This is a genomic window from Streptosporangium nanhuense, from assembly GCF_059358815.1.
In genome coordinates, this window is record NZ_JCADBG010000029.1 from 38,414 (window position 1) to 56,604 (window position 18,191).

Consider the following 18,191-nt stretch of genomic DNA (forward strand, 5'->3'; position numbering starts at 1 on the left):
GACCAATCGTCCATGCCCTCGGCGTCCGCACCGGCCCGGCCGCAAACTACGGCCGATAGACCCGCGGTCATAGGCCGACCGGCCCTGGTACGTCCTCGCGGAGAAACGTTGAGATGGGAGAAAGACAAAGAAACACGAAGGAGAACGACCATGTCCGATCCCGTGATCGTGGGCACCGACGGTTCGGCCGCCGCTTCCGCCGCCGTGGAATGGGCCGCCGACGACGCGGCGCGCATGCGTGCTCCGCTGCGCATCGTCTTCGCCCTGAACCTCCTGCCGTACGACATCCCGAAGTTCTCCACCCCCCAGTGGGAGGATCCCCTGACCCGCAACGCGGAGCGGGTCCTGGCCGAAGCCGAGGCCCTCGTCCGCGAACGCCGGCCCGAGATCGAGGTCACCACCCAGACGATCCAGGGCGCACCCCCGGTGGTCCTGCGCGACCAGGCCGCCGCCGCCACCGAGATCGTGGTCGGCAGCAGAGGCCTGGGCGGCTTCGCCGCAGCCGTACTCGGCTCGGTGAGCATGCACGTGGCCGGGCACGCCCGCGGACCGGTGGTCGTCGTCCACCCCGGACCCCAGGTCGTTCACGGGGAGATCGTCGTCGGCATCGACGACTCCCCGCAGTGCGATCCCGCACTGGCCTACGCCTTCGAACAGGCCGCGCTGCGCGACGCCACACTGCGGGCCCTGTACGCCTGGCAGGCGCCGGTGCACGCCTACGCCCCGGAGATCGTCTACGACATGGACGAGATCCGCCGCGCCCAGCACCAGGTAGCGGCCGACAAGCTCACCTCGTGGCGGCAGACCTACCCGCAGGTGAAAGTCATCGAGGACGTCCGGTGCGGGCATCCGGTCGAGGTCTTGACCGCGGCGTCGAAAGAAGCGGACCTGGTCGTCGTGGGCTCCCACGGCCGGGGAGCCCTGGGGTCACTGGCCCTGGGCTCTGTCAGCCGGGGCGTCTTGCACCACGCCCGCGGCACCGTGGCCGTGGTCCGCTCACCCCTCCCCTGAGACCACGAGCTCCGCGGGTCCCCTCGACGAGCGGACCCGCAGCAGTTCCTCAGCGCCGCAGCCGCCGAACTCGGCGAATCCGGAGCACCCCCATCGCAGGCGGGGCATCAGGACAAAGGTCCCCGGGAACGAGGGCGCACTGCTCTACGCAACCCGCCCGGTCCGGACGAACGTAACAGGCATGACCAGCGTTTCCTCCACCAGCTCAGGGCTCACCTCTGCCGAGGCCGCGGCGCGGCTGGCCGCCGACGGCCCCAACATCCTGCCGCCGCCCCGCCGCGCGCCTGCCGTGATGCTGCTGCTGCGGGAGATGACGCACTTCTTCGCGCTGCTGCTGTGGGGCGCGGCCGTACTCGCCCTGCTGGCGGGGATGCCACAACTGGCCGTGGCGATCGTCGTGGTGGTCCTGCTCAACGGAGCTTTCGCGTTCGCACAGGAGTACCGGGCCGACCGGGCCGGGCAACGGCTGCGGGAGCTGATCCCCGCCGCCGCCACGGTCCGCAGAAACGGCCGCGTCACCCAGATCGAGGCCACCTGCCTGGTCACCGGGGACGTGGTCCTGCTGGAGGCGGGCGACCGGATCTCCGCGGACTTGGAGGCGGTCGAGACCCATGGGCTGGCGGTCAACGAGTCCATGCTCACCGGGGAGAGCGTGCCGGCGCGTCCCGAGGCCGGAAAGCGGCTGTCGGCCGGGACCTTCGTGGTGGAGGGCCAGGCCGAGGCCGTCGTGGCCGCCACCGGAGCACGAACCCGGCTGGCCCAGATCGCGGCCCTCACCCAGGAAGCCGCACGCCCGCCCAGCCCACTCACCCTCCAGCTCAACAAGGTGGTCAGAACCGTCGCCCTGATCGCCCTCGGCATCGGCGCCACCTTCTTCGGCCTGGCCGTGCTGCTGGGCATGCAACCCGCCCAGGGCTTCCTGTTCGCGCTGGGCGTCACCGTCGCCCTGGTCCCCGAAGGACTGCTGCCGACGGTGACACTCTCGCTGGCCCGGGCCGCGCAGCGAATGGCCGCCCGCAACGCCCTGGTCCGCCACCTGGAGGCGGTCGAGACCCTGGGGTCGGCCACCTTCATCTGCACCGACAAGACCGGCACACTGACCCGCAACGAGATGACGGTGACCGAGATCTGGACGCCCGCTCACCCGGCGGCCGAGGTCCTGCGCTCGGCCGTGCTGAGCTCCACCGGCCGCATGGGCGCCGACGGAAAAGCGATCGGCGACCCGATGGAGGTCGCCCTGCACGTAGCCGCGGTGCAGGCCGAAGCCGACATAGACGCCGTCGTCACCCAGCGCCTGCCGTTCGACGCGGTCCGCCGCCGCACTTCCGTCGTGGCCGGCGGCGAGCTGCACCTCAAAGGGGCGCCCGACAGCGTGCTCCCTCTGTGCGCGGCCGTAGCGGGCGCGCAGGAGAAGCTGACCGAGATGAGCGAGCGAGGGTTGCGCGTCCTGGCGATCGCCCGGGGCACCGGGGAGGAGGAGCGGGACCTGACGCTGCTCGGGCTGGTGGCACTGAAGGACCCGCCGCGCGACGACGTGGCCGAGGCGATCGCCGTCTGCCGCCGCGCCGGAATCAAACTGGCCATGATCACCGGTGACCATCCCGGGACGGCCCGAGCGGTCGCGGCCGAGGTCGGCCTGCTGGGGCCGGACGCGCTCGTGCTCACCGGCGCCCAGCTGCCCACCGGAGACGAGGCGCTGGGCGAGCTGCTCGACCGCGACGGCGTCGTGGTGGCCCGGGTGACGCCGGAGGACAAGCTGCGCATCGCCCGCGCGCTGCGCGGACGCGGCCACGTCGTGGCGATGACCGGCGACGGTGTCAACGACGGACCCGCGCTGCGCGAGGCCGACATCGGCATCGCCATGGGAGCTTCGGGCACCGACGTCGCCCGCGAAGCCGCCGACCTGGTCCTGCTGGACGACCACTTCGCCACCATCGTCACCGCGGTCGAGCTGGGCCGGGCCACCTACGCCAACATCCGCCGCTTCCTCACCTACCACCTGACCGACAACGTCGCCGAACTCACCCCGTTCGCCGTCTGGGCACTGTCGGGCGGCACGATCCCTCTTGCCCTCACCGTGCTGCAGGTCCTCGCCCTGGACATCGGCACCGACCTGCTGCCCGCCCTCGCCCTCGGCGCCGAACCGGCCAACCCACGAACCATGAACGGTCCCGCCCGCGCCGGGAACCTGATCGACCGGCGGTTGTTGCGCCGCGTCTTCGGCGTGCTCGGTCCCGTGCAGGCACTGGCCGAGATGGCCGCCTTCACCGGCGTGCTGCTGCTGGGCGGCTGGACGCTCGGCGCCGAGCCCGGGTCCGCGCTGCTCGCCACGGCCTCCGGCACGGCGTTCGCCGCCGTGGTGCTGGGCCAGCTCGCCAACGCCTTCGCCTGCCGCAGCGAGTCCCGCTGGATCGGCCGGACGCACTGGCGCGCCAACCCCCTGCTACTCGGGGCGATCACCTTCGAGGTGGTGGTGCTCGCGGCCTTTCTGAGCCTGCCCGTGCTGACAGACCTGCTCGGCGGGACCTTCCCAGACGCCGCGGGCTGGGCGCTGGCGGCCCTGGCGATCCCCGCCGTGATCCTGGCCGACGCCGCACACAAGGCCTGGCAGGCCAGGAATCGGCTGCGGACCAGGTGAAGGCCACCGGGTCGACAGCAGAGGCGAGGTCTCGATCACCGGTTACCGGCAGCAGGCGAGGTGCCCGGCGAGATCCACGACTGACGACCGTCGGGGAGGTGGAGGGAAGGGGCGGGAGCGAGACCGCGGCCAAGCGGACGCCCAGCGTGATCAGCCCACCGCCGGCCAGGAACAGGGCGGCCGCGGCGACGAATGACCCTGCGCTCAGAGTCCCCGTCCAAGCCAGGAGAGCGCCCAGCCGGATATCGGCGGACACTTGCGCGAAGGCGTCGGCGTTCGTGACGACCAGGGCCCACTCGCCCGTCCGGATGTCCCAGGTGAGGGTCTGGCGGCCTACACCCTCGGCCTGCGCGGTCCAGAACGGCTGCGTGCCGGGGCCGGTGACGGGCGCCCGGCCCGGAACACGAACGGGACGGGCGCCGTCATCCGGGCCGGGGGAGACGACCAGGCGCGTCACCTGGTCATGGGCGACGCCGTCCAGGTAAGTGGCGACCGGCGGCCCTGTGACCACGGAAACCTCACGATGACGAGGCGTTACCCGATGTCGAACGGAGGTCGGCCGGCGCGGTGGCCCAGGACGATGGTCCTTGCGGCAGATGACGTCCGGCCGATACCGCGACTCTCGCGCCGGTGTGTGATGGAGACGAAGGAAGACGGATCTTTCAAAGGAGACGGCTGTGACAGGCCGCACCGTCGTCACCGGAGAGCCAGAAGCGCCGGTCGCTTCGTTCCGCGTCGAACCAATGCCACCCACTACCGAGGAGCCACTCATGAAACGTTCGCACAAGCGCTGGAGTGACCTTTCCGCCCGGCAGCAGGCGGCGATCCTGACGCTGGCCTCCGTAGAGCTGTCGCTCACCGCCACGGCGGCCGCCGACCTGTGGTGCAGACCCGCCGGCCAGATCCGAGGTTCCAAGGCACTGTGGTGGCCGCTGTTGCTCGTCCAGCCGATCGGCCCGATCGTCTATCTCACGCTGGGTCGTGCCCCCTCCACCGGCTGACCCGCCGGCCGGACACCGCGATCCACGGCAGGCGATCGATCACCGATACGGAGGACGGCGGCGCCGGTGACACGATCGGCGGCCAGGTCCGCCAATGCCTGGTCGGCCCGCTCGAAGTCGTAGGCGGTGGTGGTGACGCGAAGTGGACGGCGGGCGGCGTGCTCCAGCAGAGCCTGGCCGTCGGCACGGGTGTTGGCGGTGACGCTGCGCAGCGTACGCTCCTGGAACAGGTGGCCGGAGTAATTCAGCGACGGGATGTCACTGAGATGGATTCCGGCCACGGCCAGGGTGGCGCCGCGGTCCAGGGCGGCCAGCGCCACCGGGACCAGGTCGCCGACCGGGGCGAACAGGATGGCGGCGTCCAGTGGTTCGGGAGGAGCGTCGTAGGCGTCGCCCGCCGAGGCGGCACCCAGCTCCAGGGCGAGCCCGCGGGCGGACGCGGAACGGGTCAGCACGTGCACCGTGGCGCCCCGGGCGAGCGCGACCTGGGCGGTGAGATGAGCCGAGGCGCCGAACCCGTAGACGCCCAGCCGCCCGCCCGGCGGCAACTCGGCGCGCAGCAACGCCCGGTAGCCGATGATGCCCGCGCACAGCAGCGGAGCCAGCTTCTCGGCGGCCTGATCCTCGGGCAGCAGATAGACGAAGTCCTGCGGCACGGTCAGGTACTCGGCGTAACCGCCGTCGGCGTCCCAGCCGGTGTAGCGCGAGTACGGGCAGAGGTTCTCACGGCCTCGGACGCAGTAACGGCACTCACCGCAGGTGGAGCGGAGCCAGGCCACGCCGACCCGGGTGCCGACGGAGAACCGGTCGGCTCCGGGGCCGCGATCCGCGACGCGCCCGACCACCTCGTGCCCGGGCACCGTACCGGGCCGCCGGGGGAGCAGGTCACCCTCGGCCAGGTGCAGGTCGGTGCGGCAGACGGCGCACACCTCGACCCGGACGAGCACCTCACCCAGGGCCGGCTCGGGCACCGGCAGCCGCACCCGCTCCAGCGGGTGAGTGGCCATGGGGCCGGGCCGGCGGACCACCCAGGCGGTCATCGTCTGCGTCACCCTCCCATCGTCACACGTACCGCCGCCTGCACCCCACAGGCCTGGAACGAAACGCCTGATCGCGACCCGGAGCGATCGAAGGTCATACGCCTGCTTGATTCATCGCTGTCTGCCGTCGCCGACCGGTTGCCGCCGGAAAGGGAGACGCCGCGGCCAAGGGCGGCTTTGGCGAGGGTCTTGATCAAGATGATGATTGGCCCGGCTTAGGGCCAGGCGGGATCGACCAAACCGTCACTTTCGCGCCCTGCTCGCCGGGTGACTCGTACTGTGCGGTCGCGACGCCATGACCGGAGTCGAGGGGCAAGAGGTCCCCCGGTCACAGGACGTTCCGCCCTGTCCTGGAATGAATTTCGCGACGGATGATGAGACAGAAGCGAGCGTCGCCAAGGTGGCCCGCACTGGACACAACCACAGGTGGTTCGCGCCAAGAGCGACTGACCCAGCGCTGTGACCGGGAAACGTTTGCCAGGTTGGGTGATCATGCGCCAACCGGGATCACCGTCAGCCGACGGGACACCGTCGCTCCTGTCGCCTCGTCCGTTACCGGCACGGGCAGGCGAACCAGCTGACGGCGTGGATCGGTGCCTTGACGCGCAACTAGGACGTGATCGTGATGAGAGCAGGAAGAGACCGGACGCGCCCACGGGCATGGACAAGGGAGCGTGGTCGGCGGAGCTCGGCCCGAGGAGCCTCGACGAGGTGGTGTCTTCCGAAGCGGGGTCGGAGGCGATACGCACGAGGCGGTTTCACCCCGCGCCCAATCCGCGGCCGGCACCGGGCATGGGCTTTCGTCGCCGGGGGAGCGGTCGGCGTCCTCGTCGTGATCCTCATACTGCTGTGGGGCCCGGGAGCGGTTCTGCTGATCGGTTTCCAGCTGAACCTGTTGTCGCCGGAGCAGCAGGTCATCGCGATCGACGCGGCGCGCTCACAGGTATTGCAGCTGGCGACAGGCCTGTTCGCTGCGGGTGCGTTGCTCTTCACCGGCCGTGGGGTCGTCCTGCAACGTGAGACCCAGCTCACCGACCGCTACATCCGTGCGCTGGGGCTGCTGGGGGACGACCGGCTGGAAGTACGTGTGGGGGCGATCTACGCGCTGGAACGGATCATGATGGACTCCGCCCGCGACCACGGATCCATCGTGGAGACCTTGGCGGCCTTCACCCGGCAGCGCGCCCCGGCTGAGTCGAATTCCTGGAAGAACGCCCCAGCCTGTCCTCACCTGGAAGAGAAACCACCCACCCCCTACCCAACGGCCGACGTCCGGTCCGCCGTGACAGTGCTCGGCCGCCGCCCGAGGGGCCTGGGGCGCCACGGTGCACCCGGGAGGGAACCGCGCCGCCCTCGCCGCCCCCTGCTCTCCTGCGGCACGGAGCACCCGGCGGGCGGAAACCCGCACGGCACACCGAACAGCCCCTATCGGCACAAAACACCTTTAACCATACAGAAGCTCAATTCTGTTTGGTTAAAGGTATACCGTCCCAAGCCCAAAAAAAGCAGCTCTTCGCCCTGTCGTAACCGAACCGGACCGGCACCCATCCGCACTCATCCGTTCCGTCTCACCGAACCCGATCCACAAGGATCCACCGGGGTCCACGCGGAGCCCCCGGCGGGCACCCAGCGCAGCCGGGCAACTCCGGAACGCTCCCGCCCAAGTCGCCTTGATCCGTCGTGATCCGTCGTGATCCGGGAAGGTCGCGTCGCACTATGCTCCACGAGGCGACCGATCCCGCACCGGCTCGGCGCCGGCACCCGACCGCCCTGGAGAAGTCGTCATGACCACGCCCGAGCACATCGCGACCTGGCGCGACGCTCGCTACGACATGCCCGTCAGCCAGCAGCTGGAGCGCTACAACGAGCTGGCCGCCAAGAACGCCTCGGCTCGCGCCCGAAGTGAGCTGGTGGCCCGAGGGGTCTACGATCCGGCGCGGCACGGGGCCGATGACCGGCCTGCGCTCACCGTGGCCGAGCACATCGAGCTGCTGGCGCTGGCGGAGTGCGTCGCGCGTACCGTGCGTCATCCCTCCAACCTGCATCATGCTCTGCTTGCCGGGGTCACTTGGGCGGATATCGCCCATATTGTCGATTCTGATGAGCTCACCGTCCGGCGGGAGTACCAGCGGTGGGCCGACGATCAGCATGACCTCAACCAGCACTACCCCGACCGCGGCATGACCGCCGCCGAGTACGCCGCCGCGACCGCCAGGGTCGCGGAGGGCGCGCAGGACACCCGTTGAGTGGTTTCCCGCCTGGTGGCGTTGACGGCATCGACGAGACGGCGGGCCGCGCGAAGACTCCACGGATTCACTGAGGGGTCTCCCCTGCCGTGGCGCCTCCCGGTGTACGGATGTGCGGGGCGCGGGTCAGGGGAACGGCCGGTTGCCGCCGGTCAGCGGTTCGTGCCGTGTCCGCCCGCCGCGGCGAGGGCGAGGGCGAGGAGGACACCGAGGGGGTGCCGCAGTCGCCCCTCTCCCCCGCATGTGAGGCCCCGAATCCCCCCGTACGTGGCACACCGGGCATGTCTCTCCCCTATGCGGTGCTCCTGGGCAGGTCGGTGGAACTTTTCGCGTGGGCCCTGTGGAGGGCGGGGGGTCGTCTACCGTGGGGGGATGTGCATGATCGGTGATCTGCCGGAGCGTGGCGGGGGTGGCGAGGACGCCGCTCTCCCCGGTGGGCCACTCCCCCGTGGTCATGGGCGGTGGTGGCGTGCGGGCCGTCGCCGGTGACGTCGCCGGTGACAGTGGCGGTGGCGCGGCTGACCCAGGTGGTGGTGTTTCGGCGGGTGGGGATGTGGCACTGGTGCGAGGTGGGTGGCCGTTGACGACGGCCCGGATGTGAAAGGGGTGTCGCCGGGATCATGCGGCCAGCTGATCTGAATCGTCTCAGCGTGGGCGAGTCGGCCGATCGTTACGTGGAACTGGTGCGGGCCAAGACCCTGACCGGTGCGCTGTCGGCGTCGACGGCGGAGGTGTACGCGCGTGATGTGGCCACCTTCGTGGACCTGGCGGGCGAGGAGGTGGTGCTGGACGACCTGACCGGTGAGGACGTCGACGCCGTCCTGCTGGCCTTCGCCCGTAAGCCTGACGGGCGGCGGCGCTCGCAGCCCGACGAGCGGGCGGGTGAGCGGGCGGGCGCGTCGCAGTCGGCCTCCTCGCAGGCGCGGTTTCGGCGGTCGATCTCGGCGTTGTTCAAGCACGCGGTGCTGGCGGGGTGGGTGCAGGTCAATCCGATGGCGATGGCGACGGTGACGGCCAGGGAGCGCGGAGGGCTACGGCCGGAGCGGCGGGCGCTGACCCGTGAGCAGGCGCGGGGGCTGATCGGTGCGGCGCGTGAGCTGGGTGGCGGGCCCGATGGTGGTGCGGTGGTGGCCGAGGCGCCCGTGGCGGGTACGGGGCGGGTGCGGCGGCGTGACCAGCACACCGAGTTGCGTGACGGGCTGATCGTGTTGATGTTGTCGACGATGGGTCCGCGGGTGTCGGAGCTGGTACGGGCGAATGTGGAGGATTTTTACACCAACGACGGGGTGCGTTACTGGCGGATCTTCGGTAAGGGCGGCAAGACGCGGGATGTGCCGTTGCCCGCCGATGTCGCGCTGGTGCTGGAGGCGTATCTGCTGCACGGGCGGATGGCCTCGGCCGAGAAGGCGTTGCTGTTGTCGTGGCGGGGGCGGCGCCTGGCGCGCGGGGACGTGCAGGCGGTGATCGACCGGGTGCAGCGCGGGGTGGATCCCGATCGGCGTCGTTCGGTGACGCCGCACGGGTTGCGGCACACCACGGCCACTCACCTGCTGGCCGACGCGGTGGACATGGACGCGGTGCGGCGGGTTCTGGGGCACAGTGATCTGGCGACGCTGGGGCGTTACCGCGATGAGCTGCCCGGGGAGCTTGAGGTGGCGATGCGGTCGCATCCGTTGTTGCGTGGTCCGGCGTCGGGCTGATCGGCGGCCGGGTGGCGGGCCCGCCGGGTCCGGCGGGTTCTCGCTTCGGGGGTGTTCAGGCGGCGTGTTCTTCGGCGCACACCTCGGCCAGGACGTCGAGGGAGACGTTGAGGGCGTGGGCCAGGGCGGCGACGGTGAAGAAGGCCGGGGTGGGGATGCGGCCCGTCTCTATCTTGCGGAGGGTCTCGGCGGACAGTCCGGCGGCGGCGGCCACTTCGGTCATGCTGCGCGTGCCGCGTGCCTGGCGCAGGATCGTGCCCAGGCGGTGGCCGCGTTCGCGGTCGAGTTCGGTCAGCGGGGGTCGCACCATGTGCCAGATCCTAGCAAGTGCGATAAGAATACCGGCGCATGCCGAGCCCGGCGTGATCGCGCGCCCCGCCCCTGCGGTACGGCGTGGGGCCGGTTCAGGCCAGCAGCTCCCCCACCAGCTGGCGCAGTGAGCGGGCGAACCTGCCGGGGTCGCCCTCCTGGGTGAGGCGGCGCACCATGTCGGCGTCGAACATGCCCAGCAGGGCGTGGGCGACGAAGGTGGCGTCCAGGTCGGGGCGGGTTTGGGTGATCAGGGTCTCCAGGTGGGCGTGCCAGCGTACGTAGGTGGGGTCGGCGTGGCGGTCGGTGGTGCAGGAGCGTTCGTGGGCGGCCAGGAGGGCGAGGTTGCCGGCGGCCAGCTGGGAGAGGGCGTCGAGGAAGGCGACGATGCGCTCGGCGGGTGGGGCGCCCGGTCCCAGTGGTGCCGGGCCTGATTCCAGTGCCTCGCGCAGTTGCACGGCCCGTTCCTGCAGCAGGGCCTGCATCAGGCCGGTGCGGTTGCCGAAGCGCCGGAAGACGGTGCCCTTGCCGACCCGGGCGTGTGCGGCGACCTGGTCAAGGGAGATGTGGGGGCCGTGGGTGGCCAGCAGGTCTTCGGCGGCGGTGAGGATGGCGCGGCGGTTGCGGGCGGCGTCGGCGCGTTCGCTCATCGCTGTCCCCTCTTTGTTTTTCTTTGCGTAACCGGACCGTTAGTCCGTATGTTAGCCCACATCTAATCGGACCATTGGTCCGTTTGGTTGGTGTGCGGGGGGTTTCCGTGCGTCGTCCTTCACGGTCAGGAGCATCCGCCATGCGCGCTCTCGTCGTCGATCCCTCACTCCCCTGCGGCCTGCGCCTGGGCCAGGCCCCAGACCCCGAGCCCGGACCAGGCCAGGTGCTCCTCCAGGTGCGCCACGCCTCCCTCAACCCCGGCGAGCTGGGCATGCTCGCCCAGCTGCCCGCCGGCCACGTGGGCGGCTACGACGCCGCCGGAGTCGTCGTCCGCCCGCCGCCGACGGCACCGGCCCCGCCGCGGGCACCCGCGTGCTGGCCTTCGGTATCACCCCGACCAGGGGTTCGGAGGATTTGACCCTGCCGTAACGTGAGGATGCAGGCTGGCACGGTGAAACCGGGGAACGTCATGAGGCACACGGCACGCGAGGAGCCCGACCGCGTGCCCGGCGGCGCTCGGGACTACGCCGTCGGGCAGGTGGCGCGCATCGCCGCGGTCAGCGTGCGCACGCTGCACCACTACGACGAGATCGGGCTGGTCTCGCCGGGACGGCGCACCGCGGCCGGATACCGCCGCTACACCGAGGCCGATCTGCAGCGCCTGCAGCACGTGCTGTTCTATCGCGAGCTCGGCTTCGCGCTGGAGGAGATCACCGCCATCCTCGACGACCCCGCCACCGACACCCTGACGCATCTGCGGCGCCAGCACGAGCTCCTCACCCGGCGCATCGACCGGCTGCGGGCGATGGCGGCCGCGGTCGAGCACGCCATGGAGGCGAACATCTTGAGCATCCCGCTGACCCCCCAGGAGCGTTTCGAGGTCTTCGGCGACTTCGTTCCCGAGGAGCACGAGGAGGAGGCGCGCCGGCGCTGGGGGCACACCGGCACCTGGCGGCAGTCGCGCGCCAAGGCGGCCGCGATGACCGCCGCCGACTGGGCGCGCTTCACCGAGGAGGCCGCCCGGACGGTGCGTGACTTCACCGAGGCCTATCTGGCGGGGCTGCCCGCCGACGGCCCGCGGGCGATGGAGCTGGCCGAACACCACCGGGCCCACCTCACCCGCTGGTGCTACGACTGCTCCTACGACATCCATCGCGGCCTGGGTGACATGTACGTCGCCGATCCGCGTTTCGCCGCCGGCTACGAGGCCTCGGCCACGGGCCTGACCTCCTACATCCGCGACGCCATCCACGCCAACGCCGATCGCGCCGACCGCGCCGGGCATCCGGCCTGAGCCCGCTTGCCCCCGCCCCTCTCCCCCGGCTCCCGAAAAGGGCGAGGGAGGCAGGGGTGTTCAGCGGGCGGCCACGGCGCCTCCGGCGACCCCTTCCCCGCCGAGTTCCCCGCCGAGTTCCCCGCCGAGCATCCTGCCGTCGAGGTCGGTGTCCTCAAGCTCACCCCTGTCGAGCTCGCCTCGGCCGGGGTCACCGCCGGGGGTGGTGGCCCGCCGGTCGAACTGGGTGCGATACAGCTGCGCGTAGCGGCCTCCGGCGGCCAGCAGCGTGGCGTGGGTGCCCCGCTCGGCGATCCGCCCGTCCTCCACCACCAGGATCAGGTCCGCGGCGCGGATCGTCGACAGCCGGTGGGCGATGACCAGCGCGGTCCGTCCGGCCAGTGCCTCGGCCAGGGCTTCTTGGACCGCGGCCTCGGAGGTGGAGTCCAGGTGGGCGGTGGCCTCGTCCAGCACCACCACGCTGGGGCGGGCCAGCAGCAGCCGGGCGATGGTCAGCCGCTGGCGTTCCCCGCCCGAGAGGCGGTAGCCGCGTTCGCCGACCACGGTGTCCAGCCCGTCGGGCAGCGAGGCGACCAGGTCGGCCAGCCGTGCGCGTCGCAGCACCTGCCACAGCTCCTCGGTGCCGGCCTCGGGGCGGGCCAGCAGCAGGTTGGCGCGGATCGAGTCGTGGAACAGGTGCCCGTCCTGGGTCACCACGCCCAGTGTCCGGCGGATCGAGGCCGCCGACAGCTCGCGCACGTCCACCCCCGACAGCCGTACCGCGCCGCTGTCGACGTCGTACAGGCGTGCCAGCAGTTGCGCGATCGTGGACTTGCCCGCTCCCGAGGAGCCCACCAGCGCGATCATCTGCCCTGCCTCGGCGCGGAAGGACACCTCGTGCAGCACCGTCGCGCCGCCGCGCGCGTCCAGCGTGGCGACCTCCTCCAGGGAGGCGAGCGAGACCTTGTCGGCCGAGGGGTAGGCGAAGCCGACGTTGTCGAACTCCACGGTCACCGGCCCGTCGGGCACCGCGCGGGCGTCGGTCCTGTCGGTGATCAGCGGTCGCAGGTCGAGGATCTCGAAGACCCGCTCGAAGCTGACCAGGGCGCTCATCACCTCCACCCGCGCCCCGGCCAGTGCGGTCAGCGGCGCGTACAGGCGGGTCAACAGCAGTGCCAGCGCCACCAGGGCGCCCGGCTCCAGGCTCCCGCTCAGCGCGTAGAAGCCGCCGACCCCGTAGACCAGGGCCAGGGCCAGCGCCGAGACCAGGGTGAGGGCGGTGACGAACACCGACTGCACCATCGCGGTGCGCACCCCGATGTCGCGCACCCGCTGGGCCCGTGCCAGGAACTCGGCCGACTCCTGGGCGGGGCGGCCGAACAGCTTGACGAGGGTGGCGCCGGGGGCGGAGAAGCGTTCGGTCATCTGGGTGCTCATCGCCGCGTTGTGGTCGGCGGCCTCGCGTTCCATCCGGGCCAGCCTGGCGCCGACGCGCCGGGCGGGCAGGACGAACAGCGGCAGCAGGACCAGTGCCAGCGCGGTCAGCTGCCAGGAGATGCCGACCATCACCACCAGCGTCAAGGTGAGCGTCACCAGGTTGCCCGCCACCCCTGAGAGGGTGTCGCTGAAGGCGCGCTGGGCGCCGATGACGTCGTTGTTCAACCGGCTGACCAGCGCGCCGGTACGGGTGCGGGTGAAGAAGGCGATCGGCATGCGCTGCACGTGGTCGAAGACGGCGCCGCGCAACCGCAGGATCAGCCCCTCGCCGATGCCGGCCGACATCCACCGGGTCAGCAGGCCCAGCGCCGCCTCGGCCAGCGCGATCACCGCGATCAGGGCGGCCAGCCGGAACACGACGCCCGCCTCGGCGCGGCCGATGATCGCGTCGACCACCTGCCCGGCGAGCACCGGTGTGGCCACCGCCAGCACCGCCGACACCACGCTCAGCAGCAGAAACCACACCAGCGGGGTGCGGTGCGGGCGGGCGAAGGCCGCGATGCGCCGCAGGGTGGCCTTCGAGAAGGGCCGCCGGTCCTGTTGGGCGTGCACCGCGCTGTAGAGCGAGTGCCAGGCCGCCATTTCCATGCTCATCACAGGTCACCGTGTTTTCTGTGCTCGTCGTTCGGGGGGATCGCCGGCGGCCGTGCACGGCTCGCGTTCCGTGTCCTGTCGCATCCTGTCGCGTCCTGCTCGTGTCCGGCCGTCCTGCGGGGCAGCGGCCGGCGCCCGGTGGGGGCGCGCGGGCGGTGCCGACACCATGACCCTAGAAGCTGAAGTTAACTTCAGGTCAAGGGCGTCTCCCCCGCCGTGCCGCCCACCTTGCGCAGCCCGCCCGTTCGAGAGCCTGCCCCGGGCTTCTCGCCCGCCGCGTGCCCGGCCCTTCGCGGCTCCCGGTGCCGGTGGGGCCCGGCGGGGTGGGCGGCCCCCCGCCCCCCTAGGCTGGAGGCCGTTCACCCCAGCTCGTCCTCGTCTTTCGATGTCTCCCCTTTGGAGAGGTGTACTCGCCGTGCCGACCGCACTCCGCCTGTTCCGTTACGTGGCGATCGCCGAAGCGTGCTCGTGGGCGGGACTGCTCATCGGCATGTACTTCAAGTACGTCGCCGCCACCGGGGACCTCGGTGTGAAGATCTTCGGCCCGGTGCACGGCGCCCTGTTCGTGCTCTACCTGGCCGCGGTGCTGTACGCGGCCCGCCAGGCCCGCTGGAGCCTGGGCACGGTCGTCGTCGGCCTGGTGTGCTCGGTCCCGCCGCTGGCCACCTTGTGGTTCGAGCGGCGCATGCTCGCCCGCCATCGGGAGCCGGTCACCGCCTGACCTGCGCCCCGCCATCCCCGCCGTCCCCGCCGTCTCACGGGTTTCACGGCCTCGCGGTCTCACAGGTCCAGGACGGCGCGGGTGGCCGCCCGGCAGCGGCGCGGGTCGGTCAGCAGGTCGACGCTGTCGCCGAACTGGTCGATCGAGCCCACCGGCGGCAGTGCGCGCACGCGGGGGTCGGTGACGGCGCCGCTGAGGGCGTCGGCGAACCGGCCGGCGTCGATGACCTGGAAGGGGCGGCGGTGGTAGGGCCGCAGGCTCGCCTCCAGCGCCGGGGCCGCTCCCATCCGGTTGTGCAGGGCCGCCACCCGCCGGTACACCACCCCCAGGTGGTGTTCGCGTTCGCGCCAGGCGGTGGCCGCCATCGCCGCCGACAGCGCGTCCCCCAGCTCCGCCGTGCCCGACAGGCGGGCAAAAGCGCTGCCCAGCCATTTGGCGTACGGCGGGTAGCGGCGGCGTGTCAGCATCACCAGCCGCATCAGGTCGCGGCCCAGGCTCGCGGTGACCAGTGCCGAGCCCAGGTCGTCGCCGACCTCCCCGCACCGGCCGGGGAAGGCCTCCTGCTGGGCCAGGCGCCGCCACTGCCCGGCCAGCACGTAGCGCTCCAGGTCGGGGGGGTACCAGCGCAGCGCGGCGCGGGAGCGCTCCAGGATCTGCAGGCCGTCGTGGAAGACCTCGCCGCTGGTGACCTCGGCCAGCCGTTGCCAGGGGGTCGACAGCCAGTCCAGGACGCTCACCCCCCGCAGCGGGTCGAAGCCGAGCCGTTCGGTGAACCAGGTCGCCGCGTCGCTCACCTGCACGCCGTGGCGCGCGCCGGTCACGGTGGTGCGGTAGCCGCGGAAGTCGGCGGGCAGGTGCTCGTCGACGGCGCACCGGACCGGCTCGGTCCGGTGCGCCGCGACGAACACCACCACTCTGGGTCCCCAGTCGTGGTCGGTGGAGCGTTCGGTGTCGAAGGCCAGCACCTCCGACCCGGCGCCGATCAGCGCGGCGCTGTGCGGCACGTCGGCCATGATCGGCTGTACGACCTGGGTGTAGAAAGCACGCGAAAGCTCCAGGCCAGGTATGAAACTGGACATCATTTCGTCCACTCTGCCTGCCGCGACCGCGCCTCGCACCAGGTTTTCCCCCGGGCCTCTCGCCGGGCAGGCGGCGGAGGTCAGGTGCCCTCCACGGCGGCGGCCGACAGCGGGCGGGCGCGCAGTCCCAGCCGCTCGTACAGGGTGATGGCGGCGTGGTTGTCGGTGTCGACCATCAGCGCGACCCGGTCGTGGGCGGCGGCCAGTTCGGCGAACACGAACCGGCACACCCGCTCGCCGTATCCGCGGCCGCGCAGGGCCGGGGCGGTGGCCACCCCGGCGGCGAATCCCACCGCGGGGCAGGACCAGGCGTCGGCGGCCACCGCGGCCAGGTGCCCGTCGTCGCCGCGTATCCCGGCCCAGCGCCGCACTCCCGCCACGCCGGGCACCGCCCACGCCGTGGGGGACGCCTGTGCGAGCAGGTCGCTGACCTCCCCCTCCTGGGTGCCCGGCAGCCAGTGTGCCCGTCCGAAAGTCCGCTCCTGCCGCGGTGGGCGGGTGAAGGTGGCGCCGGGCGGGGCGTCCATCCATTCGAAGGAGCCGTGCACCCGCATCCGCAGCCGGGCGGCCACCTCCTGGACGAGTGCCTGCTCCCCCACCACCCGGTAGGCCGGGCCCACCCGCGCCAGGGCGTGCTCCACCAGGGTGCTCACCGGACCGGCCGGGCCGCCCACCGTCAGGCGGTCGCGGCGGTTGAGGTCGGGGCAGGCCACCGCGACCGCCTCCCCCAGCGCCCACGCCCGTACCCCGGGGCCCATTCCCTGGGCTCCCCACAGCAGGAGCGCGTCGCCGGCGCAGGCCTCGGCCACCTCGGCGGCGTCCTTCAGCGGCACCGGCGTGCCGTTCACGGTGTTCACAGCGTTCATGGCGTCACGGTGTGCGTGGTGTTCAGAGGATCGCCCCGGGCCGGTAGGCGGCGGCCTGCGGGTGGCGGGCCACGACCTGTGCCACGCGGGCCACGACCGCCTCCACCTGGGCCGAGGCCGCGCCGGTGAAGGAGATCGGCTCACCCAGCAGGGCCGCCAGCCGCGCGGCGTCCAGGGGGAAGCGCTCGTCGGCTCCCAGGCGGGCGATCAGCTCGTTGCCGCCCGAGCCCTGGCGCATCGCCAGCGCCGAGGCCACCGCGTGCTCCTTGATCAGCTCATGGGCGCTCTCGCGGCCCACCCCGGCGCGCACCGCGGCCATCAGCATCTTCGTCGTGGCCAGGAACGGCAGGTAGCGGTCCAGCTCGGCGGCGATCACCGCGGGGAAGGCGCCGAACTCCTCCAGCACCGTCAGCATGGTCTCCACCAGCCCGTCGAAGGCGAAGAAGGCGTCCGGCAGCGCCACCCGGCGCACCACCGAGCACGAGACGTCGCCCTCGTTCCACTGGTCGCCGGCCAGCTCCCCGGTCATGGAGGCGTACCCGCGCAGGATGACCGCCAGGCCGTTGACGCGCTCGCACGAGCGGGTGTTCATCTTGTGCGGCATCGCCGAGGAGCCGACCTGGCCCTCGGCGAAGCCCTCGGTGACCAGCTCGTGCCCGGCCATCAGCCGGATCGTCTTGGCCAGCGAGGAGGGGGCCGCGGCCAGCTGCACCAGCGCGGTGACGGCCTCGTAGTCCAGCGAGCGGGGGTAGACCTGCCCCACGCTGGTCAGCCGGTGGGCGAACCCCAGGTGCGCGGCCACCTCGTCCTCCAGGGCCGCCAGCTTGGCGGCGTCGCCGCCCAAAAGGTCCAGCATGTCCTGGGCGGTGCCGACCGGCCCCTTGACGCCGCGCAGCGGGTAGCGGGCGATGAGCTCCTCCAGCCGGGCGAACGCCACCAGCAGCTCGTCGGCCGCCGAGGCGAACCGCTTGCCCAGCGTCGTCGACTGCGCGGCCACGTTGTGCGAGCGCCCGGCCATCACCAGCTGCGAGTGCGTGGTGGCCAGGTGCGCCAGGGCGGCCAGCAGCGCCACGCACCGGTCGCGGACGACCACCAGGCTGTCGCGGATCTGCAGCTGCTCGACGTTCTCGGTCAGGTCGCGTGAGGTCATGCCCTTGTGCACCTGCTCGTGGCCGGCCAGCGCGTTGAACTCCTCGATGCGGGCCTTGACGTCGTGGCGGGTGACGCGCTCGCGGGCGGCGATCGACTCCAGGTCGACGTGGTCGATGACCTTCTCGTAGTCCGCCCGCGCCTGGGGGGGCACCTCCACCCCCAGGCGGGCCTGCGCGGCCAGCACGGCCAGCCACAGGCGCCGCTCGGCCACCACCTTGTACTCAGAGGACCACAGGTGGGCCAGCTGCGCGGAGGCGTAGCGGGCGGCAAGGACATTGGGGATACGCGGCTTGGCAGTCACGTTGCGTCAGTATATTCCGCCGTCGCCGCCCGCCCCGACCAGGGTCACCGCGTCCCCCCGGGGAAAGGCGGGAGCCGGCCGCCCTTTCCGGGCGACCGGCTCCCCTGCCCAT

The 18,191-nt window shown here is 71.9% G+C and carries 16 protein-coding genes; 8 read left to right on the forward strand and 8 right to left on the reverse strand.

The genetic code is table 11. From position 1 onward, the window contains the following. Window positions 1–150 precede the first annotated feature (150 nt). The 3 genes from AC5L38_RS38110 (at window position 151) to AC5L38_RS38120 (ending at window position 4,650) form a co-directional block, all read left to right on the forward strand. Window positions 151–1,011 (forward strand): universal stress protein, encoded by an 861-nt coding sequence (locus AC5L38_RS38110; protein ID WP_495247671.1) that lies wholly within the window; start codon window positions 151–153, stop codon window positions 1,009–1,011. Window positions 1,012–1,192: 181 nt separating this feature from the next. After that, window positions 1,193–3,649 (forward strand): cation-translocating P-type ATPase, encoded by a 2,457-nt coding sequence (locus tag AC5L38_RS38115; protein ID WP_495247672.1) that lies wholly within the window; start codon window positions 1,193–1,195, stop codon window positions 3,647–3,649. Window positions 3,650–4,419: 770 nt separating this feature from the next. Continuing rightward, the gene (locus tag AC5L38_RS38120; protein WP_495247673.1) at window positions 4,420–4,650 is read left to right on the forward strand and encodes a hypothetical protein; all 231 of its coding nucleotides are present in this window, start codon (window positions 4,420–4,422) and stop codon (window positions 4,648–4,650) included. On the opposite strand, the gene AC5L38_RS38125 is transcribed toward AC5L38_RS38120, so the two are convergent. Then, on the reverse strand, window positions 4,614–5,702 hold the full coding sequence (locus AC5L38_RS38125; RefSeq protein WP_495247674.1) for a zinc-dependent alcohol dehydrogenase family protein: 1,089 nt from the start codon (window positions 5,700–5,702) through the stop codon (window positions 4,614–4,616). The genes AC5L38_RS38120 and AC5L38_RS38125 overlap by 37 nt on opposite strands. A gap of 820 nt (window positions 5,703–6,522) precedes the next feature. Between AC5L38_RS38125 and AC5L38_RS38130 the strand changes: the two genes are divergently transcribed. The 3 genes from AC5L38_RS38130 to AC5L38_RS38140 all read left to right on the forward strand — a co-directional run bounded on the left by AC5L38_RS38130 (window position 6,523) and on the right by AC5L38_RS38140 (window position 9,636). Continuing rightward, window positions 6,523–7,374 carry a hypothetical protein gene (locus AC5L38_RS38130; protein ID WP_495247675.1) on the forward strand — a complete coding sequence of 284 codons (852 nt, stop codon included), beginning with the start codon at window positions 6,523–6,525 and terminating at the stop codon, window positions 7,372–7,374. A 100-nt stretch (window positions 7,375–7,474) separates the two neighbouring features. Next, entirely contained in the window at window positions 7,475–7,936 is a 462-nt protein-coding gene (locus AC5L38_RS38135) for a hypothetical protein (protein WP_495247676.1), read from the forward strand. 650 nt (window positions 7,937–8,586) lie between these two features. Continuing rightward, window positions 8,587–9,636 carry a tyrosine-type recombinase/integrase gene (locus AC5L38_RS38140; protein ID WP_495247677.1) on the forward strand — a complete coding sequence of 350 codons (1,050 nt, stop codon included), beginning with the start codon at window positions 8,587–8,589 and terminating at the stop codon, window positions 9,634–9,636. 55 nt (window positions 9,637–9,691) lie between these two features. On the opposite strand, the gene AC5L38_RS38145 is transcribed toward AC5L38_RS38140, so the two are convergent. From AC5L38_RS38145 to AC5L38_RS38155, 3 genes are all read right to left on the reverse strand, one after another. Then, window positions 9,692–9,946 carry a helix-turn-helix domain-containing protein gene (locus AC5L38_RS38145; protein WP_495247678.1) on the reverse strand — a complete coding sequence of 85 codons (255 nt, stop codon included), beginning with the start codon at window positions 9,944–9,946 and terminating at the stop codon, window positions 9,692–9,694. Window positions 9,947–10,040: 94 nt separating this feature from the next. Further along, on the reverse strand, window positions 10,041–10,595 hold the full coding sequence (locus AC5L38_RS38150; protein WP_495247679.1) for a TetR/AcrR family transcriptional regulator: 555 nt from the start codon (window positions 10,593–10,595) through the stop codon (window positions 10,041–10,043). A 164-nt stretch (window positions 10,596–10,759) separates the two neighbouring features. Further along, on the reverse strand, window positions 10,760–10,894 hold the full coding sequence (locus AC5L38_RS38155) for a hypothetical protein (protein ID WP_495247680.1): 135 nt from the start codon (window positions 10,892–10,894) through the stop codon (window positions 10,760–10,762). A gap of 171 nt (window positions 10,895–11,065) precedes the next feature. Here AC5L38_RS38155 and AC5L38_RS38160 point away from each other — a divergent pair, with 171 nt between their 5' ends. Then, entirely contained in the window at window positions 11,066–11,890 is an 825-nt protein-coding gene (locus tag AC5L38_RS38160) for a MerR family transcriptional regulator (RefSeq protein ID WP_495247681.1), read from the forward strand. Window positions 11,891–11,950: 60 nt separating this feature from the next. On the opposite strand, the gene AC5L38_RS38165 is transcribed toward AC5L38_RS38160, so the two are convergent. Then, window positions 11,951–13,960 carry an ABC transporter ATP-binding protein gene (locus tag AC5L38_RS38165; RefSeq protein WP_495247682.1) on the reverse strand — a complete coding sequence of 670 codons (2,010 nt, stop codon included), beginning with the start codon at window positions 13,958–13,960 and terminating at the stop codon, window positions 11,951–11,953. Window positions 13,961–14,375: 415 nt separating this feature from the next. Here AC5L38_RS38165 and AC5L38_RS38170 point away from each other — a divergent pair, with 415 nt between their 5' ends. Continuing rightward, on the forward strand, window positions 14,376–14,681 hold the full coding sequence (locus AC5L38_RS38170; RefSeq protein WP_495247683.1) for a DUF3817 domain-containing protein: 306 nt from the start codon (window positions 14,376–14,378) through the stop codon (window positions 14,679–14,681). 59 nt (window positions 14,682–14,740) lie between these two features. Here AC5L38_RS38170 and AC5L38_RS38175 read toward each other — a convergent pair whose 3' ends face one another. The 3 genes from AC5L38_RS38175 to purB form a co-directional block, all read right to left on the reverse strand. Continuing rightward, entirely contained in the window at window positions 14,741–15,763 is a 1,023-nt protein-coding gene (locus tag AC5L38_RS38175) for a DUF4037 domain-containing protein (RefSeq protein WP_495247684.1), read from the reverse strand. 77 nt (window positions 15,764–15,840) lie between these two features. Next, on the reverse strand, window positions 15,841–16,626 hold the full coding sequence (locus AC5L38_RS38180; protein ID WP_495247685.1) for a GNAT family N-acetyltransferase: 786 nt from the start codon (window positions 16,624–16,626) through the stop codon (window positions 15,841–15,843). A 22-nt stretch (window positions 16,627–16,648) separates the two neighbouring features. After that, window positions 16,649–18,079 (reverse strand): adenylosuccinate lyase, encoded by a 1,431-nt coding sequence (purB, locus tag AC5L38_RS38185; RefSeq protein ID WP_495247686.1) that lies wholly within the window; start codon window positions 18,077–18,079, stop codon window positions 16,649–16,651. Window positions 18,080–18,191: the final 112 nt, after the last annotated feature.

Coding starts and splice junctions, on each gene's coding strand:
- AC5L38_RS38110 (WP_495247671.1), top strand. CDS start 151: ATGTCCGATCCCGTGATCGTGGGCACCGACGGTTCGGCCGCCGCTTCC.
- AC5L38_RS38120 (WP_495247673.1), top strand. CDS start 4,420: ATGAAACGTTCGCACAAGCGCTGGAGTGACCTTTCCGCCCGGCAGCAG.
- AC5L38_RS38175 (WP_495247684.1), bottom strand. CDS start 15,763: ATGATGTCCAGTTTCATACCTGGCCTGGAGCTTTCGCGTGCTTTCTAC.
- AC5L38_RS38145 (WP_495247678.1), bottom strand. CDS start 9,946: ATGGTGCGACCCCCGCTGACCGAACTCGACCGCGAACGCGGCCACCGC.
- AC5L38_RS38160 (WP_495247681.1), top strand. CDS start 11,066: ATGAGGCACACGGCACGCGAGGAGCCCGACCGCGTGCCCGGCGGCGCT.
- AC5L38_RS38115 (WP_495247672.1), top strand. CDS start 1,193: ATGACCAGCGTTTCCTCCACCAGCTCAGGGCTCACCTCTGCCGAGGCC.
- AC5L38_RS38135 (WP_495247676.1), top strand. CDS start 7,475: ATGACCACGCCCGAGCACATCGCGACCTGGCGCGACGCTCGCTACGAC.
- AC5L38_RS38165 (WP_495247682.1), bottom strand. CDS start 13,960: ATGAGCATGGAAATGGCGGCCTGGCACTCGCTCTACAGCGCGGTGCAC.
- AC5L38_RS38150 (WP_495247679.1), bottom strand. CDS start 10,595: ATGAGCGAACGCGCCGACGCCGCCCGCAACCGCCGCGCCATCCTCACC.
- AC5L38_RS38180 (WP_495247685.1), bottom strand. CDS start 16,626: ATGAACGCTGTGAACACCGTGAACGGCACGCCGGTGCCGCTGAAGGAC.